The sequence below is a fragment of the Streptomyces sp. NPDC091649 genome (assembly GCF_044756785.1).
GTDB lineage: Bacteria > Actinomycetota > Actinomycetes > Streptomycetales > Streptomycetaceae > Streptomyces.
The window spans coordinates 1,144,656-1,161,762 of sequence record NZ_JBIVTR010000001.1; the positions used below are offsets into that span (position 1 = coordinate 1,144,656).

The 17,107-nt window shown below is 70.6% G+C and carries 14 protein-coding genes (1 of these 14 running past the window's edge); 11 read left to right on the forward strand and 3 right to left on the reverse strand.

The features are described from left to right. The 11 genes from ACIQMU_RS05055 to ACIQMU_RS05105 all read left to right on the forward strand — a co-directional run. Positions 1–9, forward strand: the end of a protein-coding gene (locus tag ACIQMU_RS05055; RefSeq protein ID WP_402688218.1) for a tape-measure protein. Its footprint begins 1,182 nt before the window's first position; the window shows 9 of its 1,191 coding nt (coding positions 1,183–1,191); its start codon lies beyond the left edge, outside the window; it ends in the stop codon at positions 7–9. Positions 10–105: 96 nt separating this feature from the next. Further along, the gene (locus tag ACIQMU_RS05060) at positions 106–279 is read left to right on the forward strand and encodes a hypothetical protein (protein WP_352243496.1); all 174 of its coding nucleotides are present in this window, start codon (positions 106–108) and stop codon (positions 277–279) included. Positions 280–320: 41 nt separating this feature from the next. Next, positions 321–1,265, forward strand: a complete 945-nt coding sequence (locus ACIQMU_RS05065) for a phage distal tail protein (protein ID WP_352243495.1) — start codon at positions 321–323, stop codon at positions 1,263–1,265. Positions 1,266–1,312: 47 nt separating this feature from the next. Further along, positions 1,313–2,512, forward strand: coding sequence for a hypothetical protein (locus tag ACIQMU_RS05070; protein WP_352243494.1), 1,200 nt, complete (start codon positions 1,313–1,315; stop codon positions 2,510–2,512). 8 nt (positions 2,513–2,520) lie between these two features. Further along, complete coding sequence (locus ACIQMU_RS05075) at positions 2,521–3,627, forward strand: hypothetical protein (RefSeq protein ID WP_352243493.1); 1,107 nt, start codon at positions 2,521–2,523, stop codon at positions 3,625–3,627. Between the two features lie 3 nt (positions 3,628–3,630). Continuing rightward, entirely contained in the window at positions 3,631–4,347 is a 717-nt protein-coding gene (locus ACIQMU_RS05080; protein WP_352243492.1) for a hypothetical protein, read from the forward strand. Between the two features lie 60 nt (positions 4,348–4,407). Next, a complete protein-coding gene (locus ACIQMU_RS05085; protein WP_402688219.1) occupies positions 4,408–5,868 on the forward strand; it encodes a phage tail protein in 1,461 nt (486 codons plus the stop codon). 78 nt (positions 5,869–5,946) lie between these two features. Beyond that, the gene (locus ACIQMU_RS05090; protein WP_352243490.1) at positions 5,947–6,864 is read left to right on the forward strand and encodes a peptidoglycan-binding protein; all 918 of its coding nucleotides are present in this window, start codon (positions 5,947–5,949) and stop codon (positions 6,862–6,864) included. Between the two features lie 10 nt (positions 6,865–6,874). Further along, positions 6,875–7,126, forward strand: coding sequence for a hypothetical protein (locus ACIQMU_RS05095; RefSeq protein WP_097869078.1), 252 nt, complete (start codon positions 6,875–6,877; stop codon positions 7,124–7,126). Continuing rightward, positions 7,113–7,373, forward strand: coding sequence for a hypothetical protein (locus ACIQMU_RS05100; protein ID WP_352243489.1), 261 nt, complete (start codon positions 7,113–7,115; stop codon positions 7,371–7,373). The genes ACIQMU_RS05095 and ACIQMU_RS05100 overlap by 14 nt, the downstream gene beginning before the upstream one ends. Positions 7,374–7,545: 172 nt before the next feature. Continuing rightward, on the forward strand, positions 7,546–8,478 hold the full coding sequence (locus tag ACIQMU_RS05105; protein ID WP_402688220.1) for a L,D-transpeptidase: 933 nt from the start codon (positions 7,546–7,548) through the stop codon (positions 8,476–8,478). 67 nt (positions 8,479–8,545) lie between these two features. Here ACIQMU_RS05105 and ACIQMU_RS05110 read toward each other — a convergent pair whose 3' ends face one another. The 3 genes from ACIQMU_RS05110 to rplL form a co-directional block, all read right to left on the reverse strand. Beyond that, complete coding sequence (locus tag ACIQMU_RS05110; protein ID WP_164615710.1) at positions 8,546–12,445, reverse strand: DNA-directed RNA polymerase subunit beta'; 3,900 nt, start codon at positions 12,443–12,445, stop codon at positions 8,546–8,548. Positions 12,446–12,543: 98 nt separating this feature from the next. Beyond that, the gene (rpoB, locus tag ACIQMU_RS05115; protein ID WP_352243487.1) at positions 12,544–16,029 is read right to left on the reverse strand and encodes a DNA-directed RNA polymerase subunit beta; all 3,486 of its coding nucleotides are present in this window, start codon (positions 16,027–16,029) and stop codon (positions 12,544–12,546) included. Positions 16,030–16,662: 633 nt separating this feature from the next. After that, on the reverse strand, positions 16,663–17,046 hold the full coding sequence (rplL, locus tag ACIQMU_RS05120; protein WP_072485559.1) for a 50S ribosomal protein L7/L12: 384 nt from the start codon (positions 17,044–17,046) through the stop codon (positions 16,663–16,665). Between the last annotated feature and the right edge of the window lie 61 nt (positions 17,047–17,107).

Here is a 17,107-nt window from a genome sequence, read left to right on the forward strand (position 1 = left end):
CCGGTCTAGGTTTACTGGCGGGGGGCGCCCCCCCCCCCCCCCCCCCCCCCGGCGGGGGGGGGGGGGGGCGCCGGCCCCGCGGGGCGGCCCGACGCCGCGTCCGCCGTGCTGCCGCTCTCCGCGCTCAGCCGACTGCGCCCCGCAGAGACGGAACCGCGCACGGCCGGCCCCACCCGCCCCTCGGGCCGCACCCGGCTGCACACGTACCACGCGGCCGAGGGCAACGGCCCGCTCGCCGTCGCCGACGACCTGCTGTTCCTCCACGGGGCGGCGGCGTGAACACCCACCCGCCCCACGACTGAAGCGAGGTGACGGCCCGCATGGCCGAGACCACAACCTCCCATCCCCACGAGACCGCACCCGGCTCACTGATCACCCGCGACGGGCAGATCCAGTGGGCCGGACTGCTGATGGGCCCCGGAACGCCGTACGAGATCGACCGCACCGGCATCACCGGCTGGGACGACCTCCCGGTCCTGGACACCGGCGACATCTCCCGACCCGACCAGCACGGCGCCTGGCCCGGCGCCCGCTGGGCCCAGCCCCGCATCGTCGGCGCCTCCCTCTGGCTGCTGCCCCGGAAGGCCGAAGAGGCCCTCGGTGTGCTGTCCGCCTTTCGCGCGGCCACCGGAGCGGACGGCGGCGAACGCTGGCTGGCCGTACGGCTGCACGGCCAGACGCTCGCCGTCCGGGCACGGGTGAGCCGCCGAGTCGTACCGCAGGACCGGTCCTTCGTCGTGCACGGCACGTCCAAGACCAGCATCCAGTGGACCGCGACGGACCCGCGCCGCTTCGGAGCGGTCCTGCGCGAGAGCCGGACGTCCCTGCCCGTGCAGGAACCGGGCCTGGACTGGCCCGCCGAACCGGGCGTCACCGGCATGGGCCTCCAGTGGCCGCTGCGGTGGGGCGAGGCCGGCACCGCGGGCACCTGCACCGCGGTCAACGAGGGAGAAGCGGTGACCCTCCCGGTCATCGAGTTCCGGGGGCCGCTCCGGCGCCCCACGCTGACCCGGCTCAGTGACGGCAGACAACTCCAGTACGACATCGTGCTCGGGCCCCAGGACGTCCTGAGCGTCGACACCGAGGCGGGCACCGTGCTGCTCAACGGCACCGCCTCCCGCCTCTACACCGCGACCTCCGCCTCCGCCCCCGAGCAGCTGTTCCATCTGCCGCCCGGCGCCACGGAGCTGGCCTTCCGGGCCGAGGACGCCACGCCCGACCCGCGGGCCTCGGTCACCCTGCGCTGGCGCGACGCCCACTGGTGACCCTCCCGCACGACCCGACCGACAACCACCCTTCTCAGGAGGACGACATGCCTGTACGCAGTGCCTGGCTCATCAACCGCACCGAGACCGAGAGCGGACAGACCCGCGCCGACACCCGGCTCGCCCCGCTCGGCACCATGGCCCCGAACGGGGCACTGACCGGAGCCGGGGGTGTGATTCCCGGCTCCGACGGCGGCGAGTACCTGATGTCCGGGCTCTACGTCTTCGGGGAGAGCGCCGGCATGAAGGTGACCGTCACCCCGGGCCGTGCGGTGATCCAGGGCCAGGGGGCCGCCGGGACCTACCCGGTCGTCCTGACCGACCACGCGAGCCTCACCCTCGACGACGGGAACGCCTCCAACGACCGTATCGACCTCGTCGTGCTGCGCGTCCGCGACGCCCAGCACGACGGCGGCGACCGCACCGAAGCCACCCTGGAGGTCATCACGGGCGAGGCCAAGGCGACCCCCGAGCAGCCGAAGATCCCGCCGGCTTCCCTCCCGCTCGCCCGGATCACGGTGCCCGCCGGGGCCTCCGTCGGCACGGGCGGCATCGTCTGGGAGGAGGCCGTCTACGACCTGCGCGTCCCGACCGTGGCGATCGGCGGCATCCTGGCCGAGTCCTGGAACCGCGACGTCGCCGGCGGCTACCCGGGTCAGTACCGCGACACCTCCGCCGCCCTGCAGCGCTGGGACGGCGCGCGCTGGGCGAACTACCCCCGGCAGACCGGCGGCATCGCCCCGCAGGGCGCGCTGGCCGCGGGCGAGTACACCGGCCAGTACCGCGACGAGGGCGGGCGGTTGCAGCGCTGGGACGGCACCGTGTGGCGCCCGGCCGTACCGTCCACGGCCTTCGCGAGCCACGCCGACGGCGGGTACTGCACGGCCACCTCCTGGGTGGAGGCGGTCGCCGACACCAACGGCCCCACGGTCACCGCGACCTTCACCGTGCCGGTCACCGGCGCGGTCCTGGTGACCGTCGGCTTCATGGGGCACACCGGCGTCGACGGACAGTGGTCCCGCATGGGCGTCAACATCCGCAAGGACGGCGTCCTGGTCCTCACGGCGGACGAGGTCCGCTCGGCGACGGTCGGCTCCAAGGCGATGACCTCGGTGTCCGCCACCTCCCGCATCACCGGACTGCAGCCCGGCGCGGTCTACACGGCGGTCTCCGCCTACACCACGTCGGCGGCCAGCAACCGGGGCTGGTTCGACAACCGTTTCATCCGCGTCGACCCGCTCGTGTGAGGCAGCCGATGACCGCTTCCGTCTCCACACCCGTCTACCGCGCGCTCTTCTGCGACCTGCGCACCGACCGCCTGCTGGACGTGCTGCCGCTCACGGAGACCAAGTTCGACGACTACATAGGCAAGCCCGGCTCGCTCTCCGCCAAGGTCCCCCTGCCCTCGGGCCCGCTGGCGGCCCGGGCCCGGGCGGCGCTCCAGCCCGGCCGCACCGCGGTCTGGCTGGAGCGCGACGGCGACATCTGGTGGGGCGGCGTCCTGTGGACCTGCACACCGGCCGCCGACGAACAGGGCCGGATCACGGTGCAGTTGCAGGCCGGCACGTTCGACTCCTACCTGGACCACCGCATCCTCGCCCACGATCTGGCCGACACCGGCATCGACCAGTTCGACATCGCCCGCACCCTGATCGCCCACGCGCAGGAGCAGTCCGGCGGCGACATCGGCATCGAGCCGGGCCACGGCCGCTCCGGGGTGGTCCGGGACTACGCCTACGCCTACACCGCACTGGCCCGCGTCCGGGAACTGCTCCAGAACCTCGGCCAGCTGAGCGACGGCTTCGAGTGGCGTGTCCACTGCTACCGCGACGCCGACGGCCGGCGGGTCAAACGGCTCCAGCTCGGCCACCCGCGCATCCGCACGGGCCACACGGACATCGTGCTCAACCACCCCGGCCAGGTCCTCGCCTACAGCCTGCCGACGGACTCCACCGTGCAGGCGAACGTGTGGGTGGCCCGCGGCGACTCCGTCAACACCGACCAGTCGCAGGAGTCCCAGCCGCTCACCGTCCGCGAATCGACCCCGGACGACCTGGCGGCGGGCTGGCCCCGCCTGGAGCTGACCTCCGACCACAGCGGCGTCACGGACGAGGAGACCCTGCGCTCGCTGGCCCGCGCCGAGCTGGCCCGGCAGAACCGCCCCGAGGTCATCCCGGAGCTGACCGTGCTGCTGGACGGCCGGATCACCCCGGCGCTGCTCGGCGCGCGCATCCGGCTGCGCATCCACGACCTGTGGCACCACGAGGGCCTCGACGCCGCCTACCGGATCGTCGGGATCGCCGTCACCCCGCCCCAGCGCACCAAGGCGGAGACCGCCGTCCTCTACCTGGAAGGAGCCTGACCCGTGGCCATCATCCCCACCGATCTCCTCGACCGTATCCGCGCGCTGGAACGCCAGGTCAGGGAGCTGATGGGCAGCGCCAACACCACGCCCGCGCTGAACCGGATCATGGGCGGCGAGGTCGTCATCGGCGACCGGGGCCGGCTGCGCGTGCGCACCTCCGGCGACGAGGACCTGCTCTACCTGGGCCGGGTCCAGCCGGACCGCGGCGAGGACGAACCGCAGCAGGGCTTCGTCGTACGACGCGACGACGGCTCCCTCGCCCTCACCGTGTGGACGGCGGCCCCGGACACGCTGCCCGTCCAGCCGGTGCAGATCCTCGACCGCCGGGGCAACGTGGTCGTCGCCGACGACGCGATCCGCGGCGGACTGGCGCGCCCCTACATCCCGTACCCGCTGCCGGGCCCCGCCGACACCGCCCGCTGGGAGTCCACCGGGTCCACGGCCTGGACCACGCTCTACCGGGGCCCCGGCATCGCCCAGCACCCGCGGCTGCACTGCGTGATCGCCGCCGAGGGCAGTACGGGCGCCGAGGTGCGGCTGCTCGTCGACGGCGTCCAGCTCGGCCCGCTCGGCGGGCCGGGCGGCGGGCTGGCCTTCGCCGAGCGGCTGCCCGCCGACTTCGGCACCACGGTCTCCTTCGAGATCCAGGCCCGGGTGGCGACCGCCGGCGACACCGTTCGCTGCCGCCCCCTCGCCCTGTACGGCGTCCAGTCCTGAGCCCCACCGCGCCCCGCCCGCCGGCCGCAGTGGCCCGTAACCACCGAAAGGGGCACCCGCGTGCTGCCTGAGAACATCCCCACCGTCACCGTCACCGCCCGCTACATGACCCCCGACGGACGCCCGATGAGCGGGACCGTCGAATTCCGCCCCCCGGCCCTCCTCACCCACGCCCAGGAGGACCTCTTCCTGGGCGGACCGACCCGTGCCGCCCTCGACGCCGAGGGCCGCATCAGCGTCGTCCTGCCCGCCACCGACGACCCCGGCTGGAACCCGGCGGTCTGGACGTACACCGTCACCGAGAAGCTCGCCGGTCTCGCCCGCGCCGGCCGCACCTACCAGATCGCCCTCACGACCGGGCAGTCGGCGGTGGACCTCGCCGACATCGCACCGGCCGATCCGGCCGCCCCGCAGTACGTCGCCGTGCCGGGGCCGCCCGGCCCGGCCGGGGAGCTGGGGCCGCAGGGCCCCGCGGGCCCGGCCGGCGCGGTGCACTCCGTCAACGGGCACACCGAGCCCGACATCGTGCTGGGCGCGGCGGACGTCTCGGCGCTCGCCGCCGACGCGGCGGGCGCACCGGGCGGGGTGGCCACCCTCGGCGCCGACGGACTGGTCACGCCCGCCCAGCTGCCGGCGGGCGGCGGCGCCGTCGCCTCCGTGAACGGACAGACCGGCGAGGTCCTGCTGACCGCGAACGACGTGGGGGCGCTGACCCAGGCGGCGGGCGACGCCCGCTACCTGGCGCTCGGCGGCGCTCCCGTCGCCTCGGTCAACGGCCTCTTCGGCGAGGTCGTCCTCGGCGCGGCGGACGTCTCCGCGGTGCCGGACGGCCAGGCGGTGCTGCTGACGGGCGACCAGACCGTCGACGGGGCCAAGACCTTCACCACCCCGCCCGCCACGGTCGCGGCTCCGGCCACCGCCGACCAGCTGACGCGGCGCGGCTACGTCGACGCGGTCGCGGCCTCCGGCACCTGGACCCCCTCGGCAATGGGGTTCGGCGGCTGGGCCTTCGACCCGGCGGCCGGCTCGTCGCACTCCGTGCAGTACTGCATCAACGGCTGGGTGTACCTCATCGGGATCCCCCTGCACGCACCCACGACGGTGCGCAACGTCGTGTTCTACGTCGCGGGGTACGCCGGCGGCACCCTGAGCACGTCCTCGTACGCCGGTCTCTACACGAGCGCCGGAGCCCGGGTCGGGGTGACCGGCACCCTCAAGACCGCCATCCCCCAGACCGAGGGCGAGACGGTCGTCTGCCCGCTCACCGCCCCGTACGAGGCGGCGGCGGGCACCTACTGGGTGGGGCTCGTCGTCAACGGGCCGAATCCGACCAACAGCGGACCCGGCTTCCTGCGCGGCGCCAGCGTGGGCGTCGCGCCGGGCGGCAGCGCCAGGATGCCCGGCAAGTTCATCCGCCACGGCCGGCTCAGCACCACCGGCCGGACCTCGCTGCCCACGTCCTTCTCCCCCGGCGACGTGGTGGCCGACTCCAACGCCGTCTGGGCGGCCCTGGCCTCCTGACCGCCCGTCTTCCCGCGAGGGGCCCGCACCGTCCGGTGCGGGCCCCTCGCCCGTTCCGCACCGAAAGGAAACTCGCCCATGGCCACTCCCCTGAGCGCCGACCGGCTGCTCGCCGCGCTGCGCGCCGAAGGCGTCACCGTCGTCGAGTACCCGGGCTGGCGCACCCACAACCGCGACCACAAGGGCGCCTGGGGCCCGGTGAACGGCGTGCTGGTCCACCACACCGTCAGCACCGGCACCACCGCGTCGGTGGAGCTCTGCCACCGCGGCTACGCCGCCCTGCCCGGCCCTCTCTGCCACGGCGTCATCGACAAGAGCGGCACCGTCCACCTGGTCGGCCACGGCCGCGCCAACCACGCCGGGGGCGGCGACCCGGCCGTGCTCCGGCGGGTGATCGCGGAGGACTACGGAGACCGCCCGCCGGCTCCCCGCGAGCACGACGGCAGCGCCGGTTCCGTCGACGGCAACGCCCGCTTCTACGGTTTCGAGTGCGTGAACCTCGGTGACGGGAAGGACCCGTGGCCGGCCGCCCAGCTCGACGCGGTCGAACGCGTCTCCGCGGCCGTCTGCCGTGCCCACGGCTGGACCGCCCGCAGCGTCATCGGCCACCTGGAGTGGTCCGACTGGAAGGTCGACCCGCGCGGCTTCACCATGCCGTCGATGCGCGACCGCATCGCGACCCGGCTGGCCGCTCCGGCGGGCGGAGCGGCCCCGAGCCGACCGGCCGGCGGCTCCCCCGCCCCCCGCCACCAGCCGTTCCCCGGCGCCTCGTTCTTCAGCGCCCGCACCAGCTCCCCCGTGATCACCGCGATGGGCCGCCGGCTCGTCGCCGAGGGCTGCTCGTCGTACGCCGTCGGGCCCGGCCCCCGCTGGAGCGACGCGGACCGCCGCTCCTACGCCGCCTGGCAGCGCAAGCTCGGCTTCCGGGGAGGCGACGCCGACGGCATCCCCGGCCGCACCTCCTGGAACGCCCTGAAAGTCCCCCGTACGAAGTGAGGAGCCTGCCGTGTCCGACGCCGCCCGGCGTACCGTCCGCACCCTCGTGCAGACGTCCCTCTCCCTTGCCCTGCTCCTGCCCGCGCTTGTCGACGCGGCCGGCCTGTCCGCGACCCTGCCCCGGGTCGCCGGGGCCCTGGCCGTCGCGGGTGCGGTGACCCGGGTGATGGCCGTGCCCGGAGTGCAGAGGCTGCTGCCGGCGTGGCTGCGCGCCGAGCTGCCCGAGGCCCGACCGCCAGGAGTCGCCCATGAACGAGACTGACCCGAACAACCCGGTCGCCGTCGCCCTGGAGCTGGAGCGCCTGCGCGGCTCGCTGGAGGCCGGCTTCGCCCGCGCCGACGGCCAGCTGGCGCTGCTGGTGCAGCGCAGCGACCAGACGGACAAGCAGCTGGCGGACCACGAGGTGCGCCTGGACACATTGGAGCGGTCGCGCTGGCCGCTGGCGAGCATCGGCGCGCTCACCGCGGCCGTCGGTGCCGCCGTGATCCTGTGGGAGACCGTGCGATGACCCGCCGGGACGGCCCGGCGCGGGCCGTCCCGGGCTCCCCAGCCCGCCATCAACTAGAGTGCGTCGCGCACTGGTTGGCTCAGCGGGCCCCAGAAACGCCCTCCCCGCGGAGTTCGACGAGCGCACCGCCCCCACACCTCCAGCCCGTCCTCCCGTCACCCAGGAGCACCACGTGCAGGTCGTGTACCGTTCCGCCCACACCGTCCTCATCTCCGCGGGAGCGCTGCTCCTCGCCTCCGGCTGCGGCGCCGGGACGGCCGACGAAGGAACGGCGGCCCCCGCGCCCGCCGCTTCCGTCGAGAGCGCCGAGGAGGGTACGCGCGCGACGCCCTCGCCCTCCTCCTCGGGCTCGCCGTCCCCCTCCGCGTCCGCCTCGGCATCCGCGCCGTCCTCGCCCTCTCCCTCGGCGTCCGCGTCCCCCGCCACCGCGGCGTCGGCCTCCCCGAAGGCATCCAGCAGCCCCGCGCCCCAGGAAGGGCCCGCCGCGGCCCCGCAGCCGAAGCCCGCCGCCCCGTCCTTCCCCGTGCCGGTCCGGCTCGGCAACGCCACTCAGGTGATCACGGTCCGGGCCAACGGCTCGTACGCCGCCGTCACCGCCTGGCAGAAGGGCCCCTCCGGCTGGAAGCCGGCGGTCTCCACGACAGCCGGCCGGGTCGGGTCGAACGGGGTGACCAACGGTGCGACGCGGCGCCAGAACACGTACACGACCCCGTCGGGCACCTACACCCTCACCCAGGGGTTCGGCCTCCGGGCGGGCGGCACCGCCATGCCGTACACCGTGGTCGACAGCAGCCACTGGTGGGTCCAGGACCCCGAGTCGAAGTACTACAACTCCCTGCGCACGGAGGCCGAAGCCGACTTCCCGCTGACCGAGAAGGGGGAACGCGGCAGCGAGCACCTGGTGAACTACCCGACGCAGTACGCCAAGGCCCTCGTCATCGACTTCAACCGGTGGCCCGCCGTGCCCGGCCGCGGCGCCGGGATCTTCCTCCACGTCAACGGGAACGGGGCCACGGCCGGCTGCGTCTCCGTCCCCCGGGCCACCATGGACCGGATCATGGCCTGGATCAAACCCTCCGCCCACCCTCGGATCGCCATCGGCTGACCCCGCCCCGCCCCACGCAGAAGGGCGCCCACCCCGCACGCGGGATGGGCGCCCTTCTCACTCACTTCTACTGGTTGTACGGACCGTAGTCGTAGTCCTCCAGCGGAACGGCCTGGCCGGAGCCGGTGCCGAACGGCGAGTAGTCGATGTCGTCGTAGCCGACGGCCGAGTACATCGCGGCCTTGGCCTCCTCGGTCGGCTCGACCCGGATGTTGCGGTAGCGGGACAGACCCGTACCGGCCGGGATGAGCTTACCGATGATGACGTTCTCCTTGAGGCCGATCAGGGAGTCCGACTTGGCGTTGATCGCCGCGTCGGTCAGGACCCTGGTCGTCTCCTGGAAGGACGCCGCCGACAGCCACGACTCGGTGGCCAGCGACGCCTTGGTGATACCCATCAGCTGCGGACGGCCGGAGGCGGGGTGACCGCCCTCGGTGACCACACGACGGTTCTCGGTCTCGAACTTCGACCGCTCGACCAGCTCGCCCGGAAGCAGCTCCGCGTCGCCGGACTCGATGATCGTCACACGGCGCAGCATCTGCCGGATGATGATCTCGATGTGCTTGTCGTGGATCGACACGCCCTGCGAGTTGTAGACCTTCTGGACTTCGCCGACCAGGTGGACCTGGACCGCACGCTGGCCGAGGATGCGCAGCACGTCGTGCGGGTTGGTCGCACCGACGGTGAGCTTCTGGCCCACCTCGACCGGGTCGCCCTCGCCCACGAGCAGACGGGCACGCTTCGAGATCGGGAACGCCGTCTCGTCGCTGCCGTCGTCCGGGGTGACGACGAGCTTCTTGGTCTTCTCGGTCTCCTCGATCCGCACGCGGCCCTTGGCCTCGGAGATCGGGGCGACACCCTTGGGCGTACGGGCTTCGAAGAGCTCGACGACTCGGGGCAGACCCTGGGTGATGTCGTCACCGGCCACACCACCGGTGTGGAAGGTACGCATCGTCAGCTGGGTGCCGGGCTCACCGATGGACTGGGCGGCGATGATGCCGACCGCCTCACCGATGTCGACCAGCTTGCCGGTGGCGAGCGAGCGTCCGTAGCAGAAGGCACAGGTGCCGACCGCGGACTCACAGGTCAGGACCGAGCGGGTCTTGACCTCCTCGACGCCGGCGCCCACCAGGGCGTCGATCAGGACGTCACCGAGGTCGACGTTGGCAGGCGCGATGACCTTGCCGTCCACCACGACGTCCTCGGCGAGCATGCGGGCGTAGACCGAGGTCTCGACGTCCTCCGTCTTGCGGAGCACGCCGTCGGCGCCCTTGACGGCGATCTTCAGCTTGAGGCCGCGGTCGGTGCCGCAGTCCTCCTCGCGAATGATCACGTCCTGCGAGACGTCCACCAGACGACGGGTCAGGTAACCCGAGTCGGCGGTACGCAGGGCGGTGTCCGCCAGACCCTTACGGGCACCGTGCGTGGAGATGAAGTACTCCAGAACGGTGAGGCCCTCGCGGAAGGACGCCTTGATGGGACGGGGAATCGTCTCGTTCTTGGCGTTGGACACCAGACCACGCATACCGGCGATCTGCCGCATCTGCATCATGTTTCCTCGGGCGCCCGAGTCAACCATCATGAAGATGGGGTTCGTCTTGGGGAAGTTCGCGTTCATCGCCTCGGCAACCTCGTTGGTCGCCTTGGTCCAGATCGCGATGAGCTCCTGCGTGCGCTCGTCCTTGGTGATCAGACCGCGCTCGTACTGCTTCTGGACCTTCTCGTCCTGGTCCTCGTAGCCCTTGACGATGGCCTTCTTGGCCTCGGGCACGACGACGTCGGAGATGGCCACGGTGACGCCCGAACGGGTCGCCCAGTGGAAGCCCGCCGCCTTCAGGTTGTCGAGCGTCGCCGCCACGATGACCTTGGGGTAGCGCTCGGCCAGGTCGTTGACGATCTCGGAGAGCTGCTTCTTGCCCACCGAGTAGTCGACGAACGGGTAGTCCTCGGGCAGCAGCTCGTTGAAGAGCGCACGGCCCAGGCTGGTCCGCAGCCGGAAGGTGTCGCCGGGCTGGTACTCCGGCTCGCCCTCCTCGGCGACCGGCGGCACCCAGCCGCGCGGCGGCATGGTGCCGACCGGGAAGCGGATGTCGACCTTCGCCTGGAGCGACAGCTCGCGGGCGTCGAAGGCCATGGTGGCCTCGGCCGTGGAGCCGAACGCGCGGTCCGTGCCCTTGACGTTGCGGCCCTCTTCGTCCGTGGTGAGGAAGAAGAGACCGAGCACCATGTCCTGGGTCGGCATGGTGACGGGACGGCCGTCGGCCGGCTTCAGGATGTTGTTCGAGGACAGCATCAGGATGCGGGCCTCGGCCTGCGCCTCCGCGGAGAGCGGCAGGTGCACGGCCATCTGGTCACCGTCGAAGTCCGCGTTGAACGCGGTGCAGACGAGCGGGTGGATCTGGATGGCCTTGCCCTCGACCAGCTGCGGCTCGAATGCCTGGATGCCCAGACGGTGCAGGGTCGGCGCACGGTTCAGCAGCACCGGGTGCTCGGCGATGACCTCTTCGAGGACGTCGTACACCACGGTGCGGCCACGCTCGACCATGCGCTTGGCCGACTTGATGTTCTGCGCGTGGTTCAGGTCCACCAGGCGCTTCATCACGAACGGCTTGAAGAGCTCCAGCGCCATCGCCTTCGGCAGACCGCACTGGTGCAGCTTGAGCTGCGGACCGACGACGATCACGGAACGCGCGGAGTAGTCCACACGCTTGCCGAGGAGGTTCTGACGGAAACGGCCCTGCTTGCCCTTGAGCATGTCGCTCAGGGACTTCAGGGGCCGGTTGCCGGGACCGGTGACCGGGCGACCGCGGCGGCCGTTGTCGAACAGCGCGTCAACGGCCTCCTGCAGCATCCGCTTCTCGTTGTTCACGATGATCTCGGGGGCGCCGAGGTCGAGGAGACGCTTGAGGCGGTTGTTGCGGTTGATCACACGGCGGTACAGGTCGTTCAGGTCGGAGGTCGCGAAGCGGCCACCGTCCAGCTGCACCATCGGACGCAGGTCCGGCGGGATGACCGGCACGCAGTCGAGCACCATGCCCTTGGGCTTGTTGCTGGTCTGCAGGAACGCGGAGACGACCTTGAGGCGCTTGAGCGCGCGGGTCTTCTTCTGGCCCTTGCCGGTGCGGATGATCTCGCGGAGGCGCTCGGCCTCCTCGTCGAGGTCGAAGGACTCCAGGCGCTTCTGGAGCGCCGCGGCGCCCATGCAGCCGTCGAAGTACGTGCCGAAGCGGTCACGCAGCTCGCGGTAGAGCAGCTCGTCGCCCTCCAGGTCCTGGACCTTGAGGTTCTTGAAGCGGCTCCACACCTCGTCGAGGCGGTCGATCTCGCGCTGCGCACGGTCGCGCAGCTGCTTCATCTCACGCTCGGCGCCTTCGCGCACCTTGCGGCGCACGTCCGCCTTGGCGCCCTCGGCCTCCAGCTCGGCCAGGTCGGTCTCGAGCTTCTTGGCGCGGGCCTCCAGGTCGGAGTCGCGGCGGTTCTCGGTCTGCTGGCGCTCGACGGAGACGTGGGCCTCCAGGGACGGCAGGTCGCGGGTACGACGCTCCTCGTCCACGAACGTGATCATGTACGCGGCGAAGTAGATGACCTTTTCCAGGTCCTTCGGCGCGAGGTCCAGCAGGTATCCGAGGCGCGAGGGAACGCCCTTGAAGTACCAGATGTGGGTGACGGGAGCGGCAAGCTCGATGTGGCCCATCCGCTCACGACGCACCTTGGCGCGAGTGACCTCGACGCCGCAGCGCTCACAGATGATGCCCTTGAAGCGGACACGCTTGTACTTGCCGCAGTAGCACTCCCAGTCCCGGGTCGGGCCGAAGATCTTCTCGCAGAAGAGTCCGTCCTTCTCGGGCTTGAGCGTGCGGTAGTTGATGGTCTCCGGCTTCTTCACTTCGCCGTGCGACCAGGTCCGGATGTCGTCCGCGGTGGCAAGGCCGATCCGCAGCTCGTCGAAGAAGTTGACGTCGAGCACTTGTCGTCAATCCCTCTTTCGGGGTCTCGTCTCAATCAATGGTCTGAACGGGTCCGGGGAGGGCCGGCCGCCTCGGGATGAGGCGGCCGACCGGCCCGTCAGACCTCTTCGACGCTGCTCGGCTCGCGCCGGGACAGGTCGATACCGAGTTCCTCCGCCGCGCGGAAGACGTCCTCATCCGTGTCGCGCATCTCGATGGACATGCCGTCCGAGGACAGCACCTCCACGTTGAGGCAGAGCGACTGCATTTCCTTGATGAGCACCTTGAAGGACTCGGGAATGCCGGGCTCGGGGATGTTCTCGCCCTTGACGATGGCCTCGTAGACCTTCACGCGGCCGGTCACGTCGTCGGACTTGATCGTCAGGAGCTCCTGGAGGGCGTATGCGGCGCCGTAAGCCTCAAGGGCCCACACCTCCATCTCACCGAAGCGCTGACCACCGAACTGTGCCTTACCACCCAGCGGCTGCTGGGTGATCATGGAGTACGGGCCGGTCGAACGCGCGTGGAGCTTGTCGTCGACCAGGTGGTGCAGCTTGAGGATGTACATGAACCCGACCGAGACCGGGTCCGGGAACGGCTCGCCGGAGCGGCCGTCGTAGAGCTGGGCCTTGCCGGAGGGCTGGACCAGGCGGTCGCCGTCGCGGTTGGGGATCGTGGCCTGGAAGAGGCCGGTGATCTCGTCCTCGCGCGCACCGTCGAAGACGGGCGTGGCGACGTTGGTGCCGGGAGCGACCTGGTCGGCGCCGATGGCCTGCAGGCGCTGGGCCCACTCGTCACCGAGGCCGGAGACGTCCCAGCCGCGGCTGGCGAGCCAGCCGAGGTGGATCTCCAGGACCTGTCCCGGGTTCATTCGGGACGGGACGCCCAGCGGGTTGAGGATGATGTCGACCGGGGTGCCGTCCTCCAGGAACGGCATGTCCTCGATCGGCAGGATCTTCGAGATGACGCCCTTGTTGCCGTGACGGCCGGCGAGCTTGTCACCGTCGGTGATCTTGCGCTTCTGCGCGACGTAGACGCGGACCAGCTGGTTCACGCCCGGCGGCAGCTCGTCGCCCTCTTCGCGGTCGAAGACGCGGACGCCGATGACCTTGCCGATCTCACCGTGCGGCACCTTCAGCGAGGTGTCGCGCACCTCGCGCGCCTTCTCACCGAAGATCGCGCGGAGCAGGCGCTCCTCGGGGGTCAGCTCGGTCTCGCCCTTGGGCGTGACCTTGCCGACGAGGATGTCGCCGGCGACGACCTCGGCGCCGATCCGGATGATGCCGCGCTCGTCGAGGTCGGCGAGGACCTCTTCGGAGACGTTCGGGATGTCCCGGGTGATCTCCTCCGGACCGAGCTTGGTGTCACGGGCGTCGACCTCGTGCTCCTCGATGTGGATCGAGGAGAGGACGTCGTCCTGCACGAGGCGCTGCGACAGGATGATCGCGTCCTCGTAGTTGTGACCCTCCCACGGCATGAAGGCCACGAGCAGGTTCTTGCCGAGGGCCATCTCACCGTTCTCGGTGGCCGGTCCGTCGGCGAGCACCTGGTCGGCCACGATCCGGTCGCCCTCGGCGACGACGACCTTCTGGTTGACCGAGGTGCCCTGGTTGGAGCGCATGAACTTGGCGATGCGGTACGTGGTGTACGTGCCGTCGTCGTTCGTGACGGTGATGTAGTCCGCGGAGACCTCCTGGACCACACCGTCCTTCTCCGCCTTGAGCACGTCGCCGGCGTCGGTGGCGCAGCGGTACTCCATGCCGGTGCCGACGAGCGGGGCCTCCGACTTGATGAGCGGCACCGCCTGCCGCATCATGTTCGCGCCCATGAGGGCACGGTTGGCGTCGTCGTGCTCCAGGAAGGGGATCATCGCGGTGGCGACGGACACCATCTGGCGCGGCGAGACGTCCATGTAGTCGACTTCCGTGCCGGGCACGTAGTCGACCTCTCCGCCGCGGCGGCGGACCAGGACGCGGGGCTCGGTGAAGCGCAGCTCCTCGGAGAGGGTCGCGTTCGCCTGGGCGATGACGAAGCGGTCCTCCTCGTCGGCCGTGATGTAGTCGACGTCATCGGTGACCTGGCCGTCGACGACCTTGCGGTACGGCGTCTCGATGAAGCCGAACGCGTTGACGCGGCCGTACGAGGCGAGCGAACCGATCAGACCGATGTTCGGGCCTTCGGGGGTCTCGATCGGGCACATGCGTCCGTAGTGGGACGGGTGCACGTCTCGGACCTCGAAGCCGGCCCGCTCACGGGAGAGACCACCCGGGCCAAGAGCCGACAGGCGGCGCTTGTGGGTAAGACCCGACAGCGGGTTGTTCTGGTCCATGAACTGCGACAGCTGGCTGGTGCCGAAGAACTCCTTGATGGAGGCGACGACCGGCCGGATGTTGATCAGGGTCTGCGGCGTGATCGCCTCGACGTCCTGCGTGGTCATGCGCTCACGCACGACGCGCTCCATCCGCGCCAGGCCCGTACGGACCTGGTTCTGGATGAGCTCGCCGACGTTGCGCAGACGACGGTTGCCGAAGTGGTCGATGTCGTCGGTCTCGACGACGATCTCCCGGCCCGACTCGCCGGTCGTCTCGGTCTCGCCGGCGTGCAGCTTGACCAGGTACTTGATGGTCGCGATGACGTCGTCCGAGGTGAGCACCCCGGCGTCCAGCGGCTCGTCGGCGCCGAGCTTCTTGTTCACCTTGTAGCGGCCGACCTTCGCGAGGTCGTAGCGCTTCGGGTTGAAGTAGAGGTTCTCGAGCAGCGTCTGAGCGGCCTCGCGCGTCGGCGGCTCGCCCGGACGCAGCTTGCGGTAGATGTCGAGCAGTGCGTCGTCCTGGCCCTGGGTGTGGTCCTTCTCCAGGGTGGCGCGCATCGACTCGTACTCGCCGAACTCCTCCAGGATCTGCTCGGTGCTCCAGCCGAGCGCCTTGAGGAGGACGGTGACGGACTGCTTGCGCTTGCGGTCGATGCGGACACCGACCATGTCGCGCTTGTCGATCTCCATCTCCAGCCAGGCGCCCCGGGACGGGATGATCTTGGCGGAGAAGATGTCCTTGTCGGACGTCTTGTCGATGGAGGAGTCGAAGTAGACACCCGGCGAGCGGACCAGCTGCGACACGACGACACGCTCGGTGCCGTTGATGACGAAGGTGCCCTTGTTGGTCATGAGCGGGAAATCGCCCATGAAGACCGTCTGGGACTTGATCTCGCCGGTCTCGTTGTTGGTGAACTCGGCCGTGACGAAGAGCGGGGCGGCGAACGTGAAGTCGCGCTCCTTGCACTCGTCGATCGAGTTCTTGGGGGGCTCGAAGCGGTGGTCGCGGAACGTAAGCGACATCGACCCGGAGAAGTCCTCGATCGGTGAGATCTCCTCGAAGATCTCCTCCAGGCCGGACTTGGTGGGGACGTCTTGTCCACTGTCCAGAGCAGCCTCGACGCGAGCCTTCCAGGCGGCGTTGCCGAGGAGCCAGTCAAAGCTCTCGGTCTGCAGCGCGAGGAGGTTCGGAACCTCGAGGGGCTCCTTGATCTTTGCAAAGGAGATGCGCAGCGGGGCGGTGCTGGCACCGTTGTTCGTATTCGCGGTCGAGGCGTTGCGCGAGGCGGCCAAGAGGGGGTCCTTCCGAGGGCTCGGACTCACTACGCGCGTACCGGTCCCACCCTGGCCACCAAGACAGACCGTTCCGAATCGGTCGCAATACGACCAGGTCGGATGGGGTCGGTCATCGGTGCTTCAGCGTGGGCATGCCCCTGGTGACGGGCAGGAGGCAGCTAACAGGCAGCGCAAAGGGTCAGTGTAGCCAAGCGGCACACTGATGTCCAGTCGGGGTTCTCAGAGACCCACGTTGCTCTCAACAGCTGTTCTCAACACCTATGTCTAGCCCTCGCGCGGGGTGCGCACTTCCTTACTGCCCGCTTCACTCTCGATCCATGCCTCGGATACGGATCGAAGTGATGACGCGTCCTGAGAATTGCGCGCCGCGTCCGGTTCGTCAAGGCCCGCCGGTCCGATCGGACCTCCAGGGGCCTTCACCGGCCACCCCCGGAAGCCCGCAGGACGCCCCTGAGGGGCCCGCGAGAGGCGCACGGCGAAGATCACCCTACTCGTCGTCGGCGGAAGAGCAAGGCACCCGCCACGGGCACGCCGAAGGGCGACCACCCGGATGGGTGATCGCCCTTCGGTGAGGTGACGTCATCGCCTTACGGCGAGGACGGCCCCGGGAGAGTCAGAGGACTCTCGAAGTCACTTGACCTCGACGGAAGCGCCAGCGGCCTTGAGGGACTCGGCAGCCTTCTCGGCGGCCTCCTTGGCGACCTTCTCGAGGACCGGCTTCGGGGTGCCGTCGACGAGGTCCTTGGCCTCCTTCAGGCCGAGCGAGGTCAGCTCACGCACGACCTTGATGACCTGGATCTTCTTCTCGCCGGCACCGGTGAGGATGACGTCGAACTCGTCCTGCTCCTCGACGGCCTCGGCGACGGCGCCCGGGCCGGCCGGACCGGCGACGGCGACCGCGGCGGCGGCGGTGACGTCGAACTTCTCCTCGAATGCCTTCACGAACTCGGAGAGCTCGATGAGGGTCATCTCTTCGAACTGCGCGAGCAGGTCGTCCTGGGACAGCTTCGCCATGATAGGCGTCCTTCCACTATTCGGCAGGTGCCGGATGTATGTGTCGGCGGGCGTACGTGGA

Coding starts and splice junctions, on each gene's coding strand:
- ACIQMU_RS05065 (WP_352243495.1), top strand. CDS start 321: ATGGCCGAGACCACAACCTCCCATCCCCACGAGACCGCACCCGGCTCA.
- ACIQMU_RS05070 (WP_352243494.1), top strand. CDS start 1,313: ATGCCTGTACGCAGTGCCTGGCTCATCAACCGCACCGAGACCGAGAGC.
- ACIQMU_RS05075 (WP_352243493.1), top strand. CDS start 2,521: ATGACCGCTTCCGTCTCCACACCCGTCTACCGCGCGCTCTTCTGCGAC.
- ACIQMU_RS05090 (WP_352243490.1), top strand. CDS start 5,947: ATGGCCACTCCCCTGAGCGCCGACCGGCTGCTCGCCGCGCTGCGCGCC.
- ACIQMU_RS05100 (WP_352243489.1), top strand. CDS start 7,113: ATGAACGAGACTGACCCGAACAACCCGGTCGCCGTCGCCCTGGAGCTG.
- rplL (WP_072485559.1), bottom strand. CDS start 17,046: ATGGCGAAGCTGTCCCAGGACGACCTGCTCGCGCAGTTCGAAGAGATG.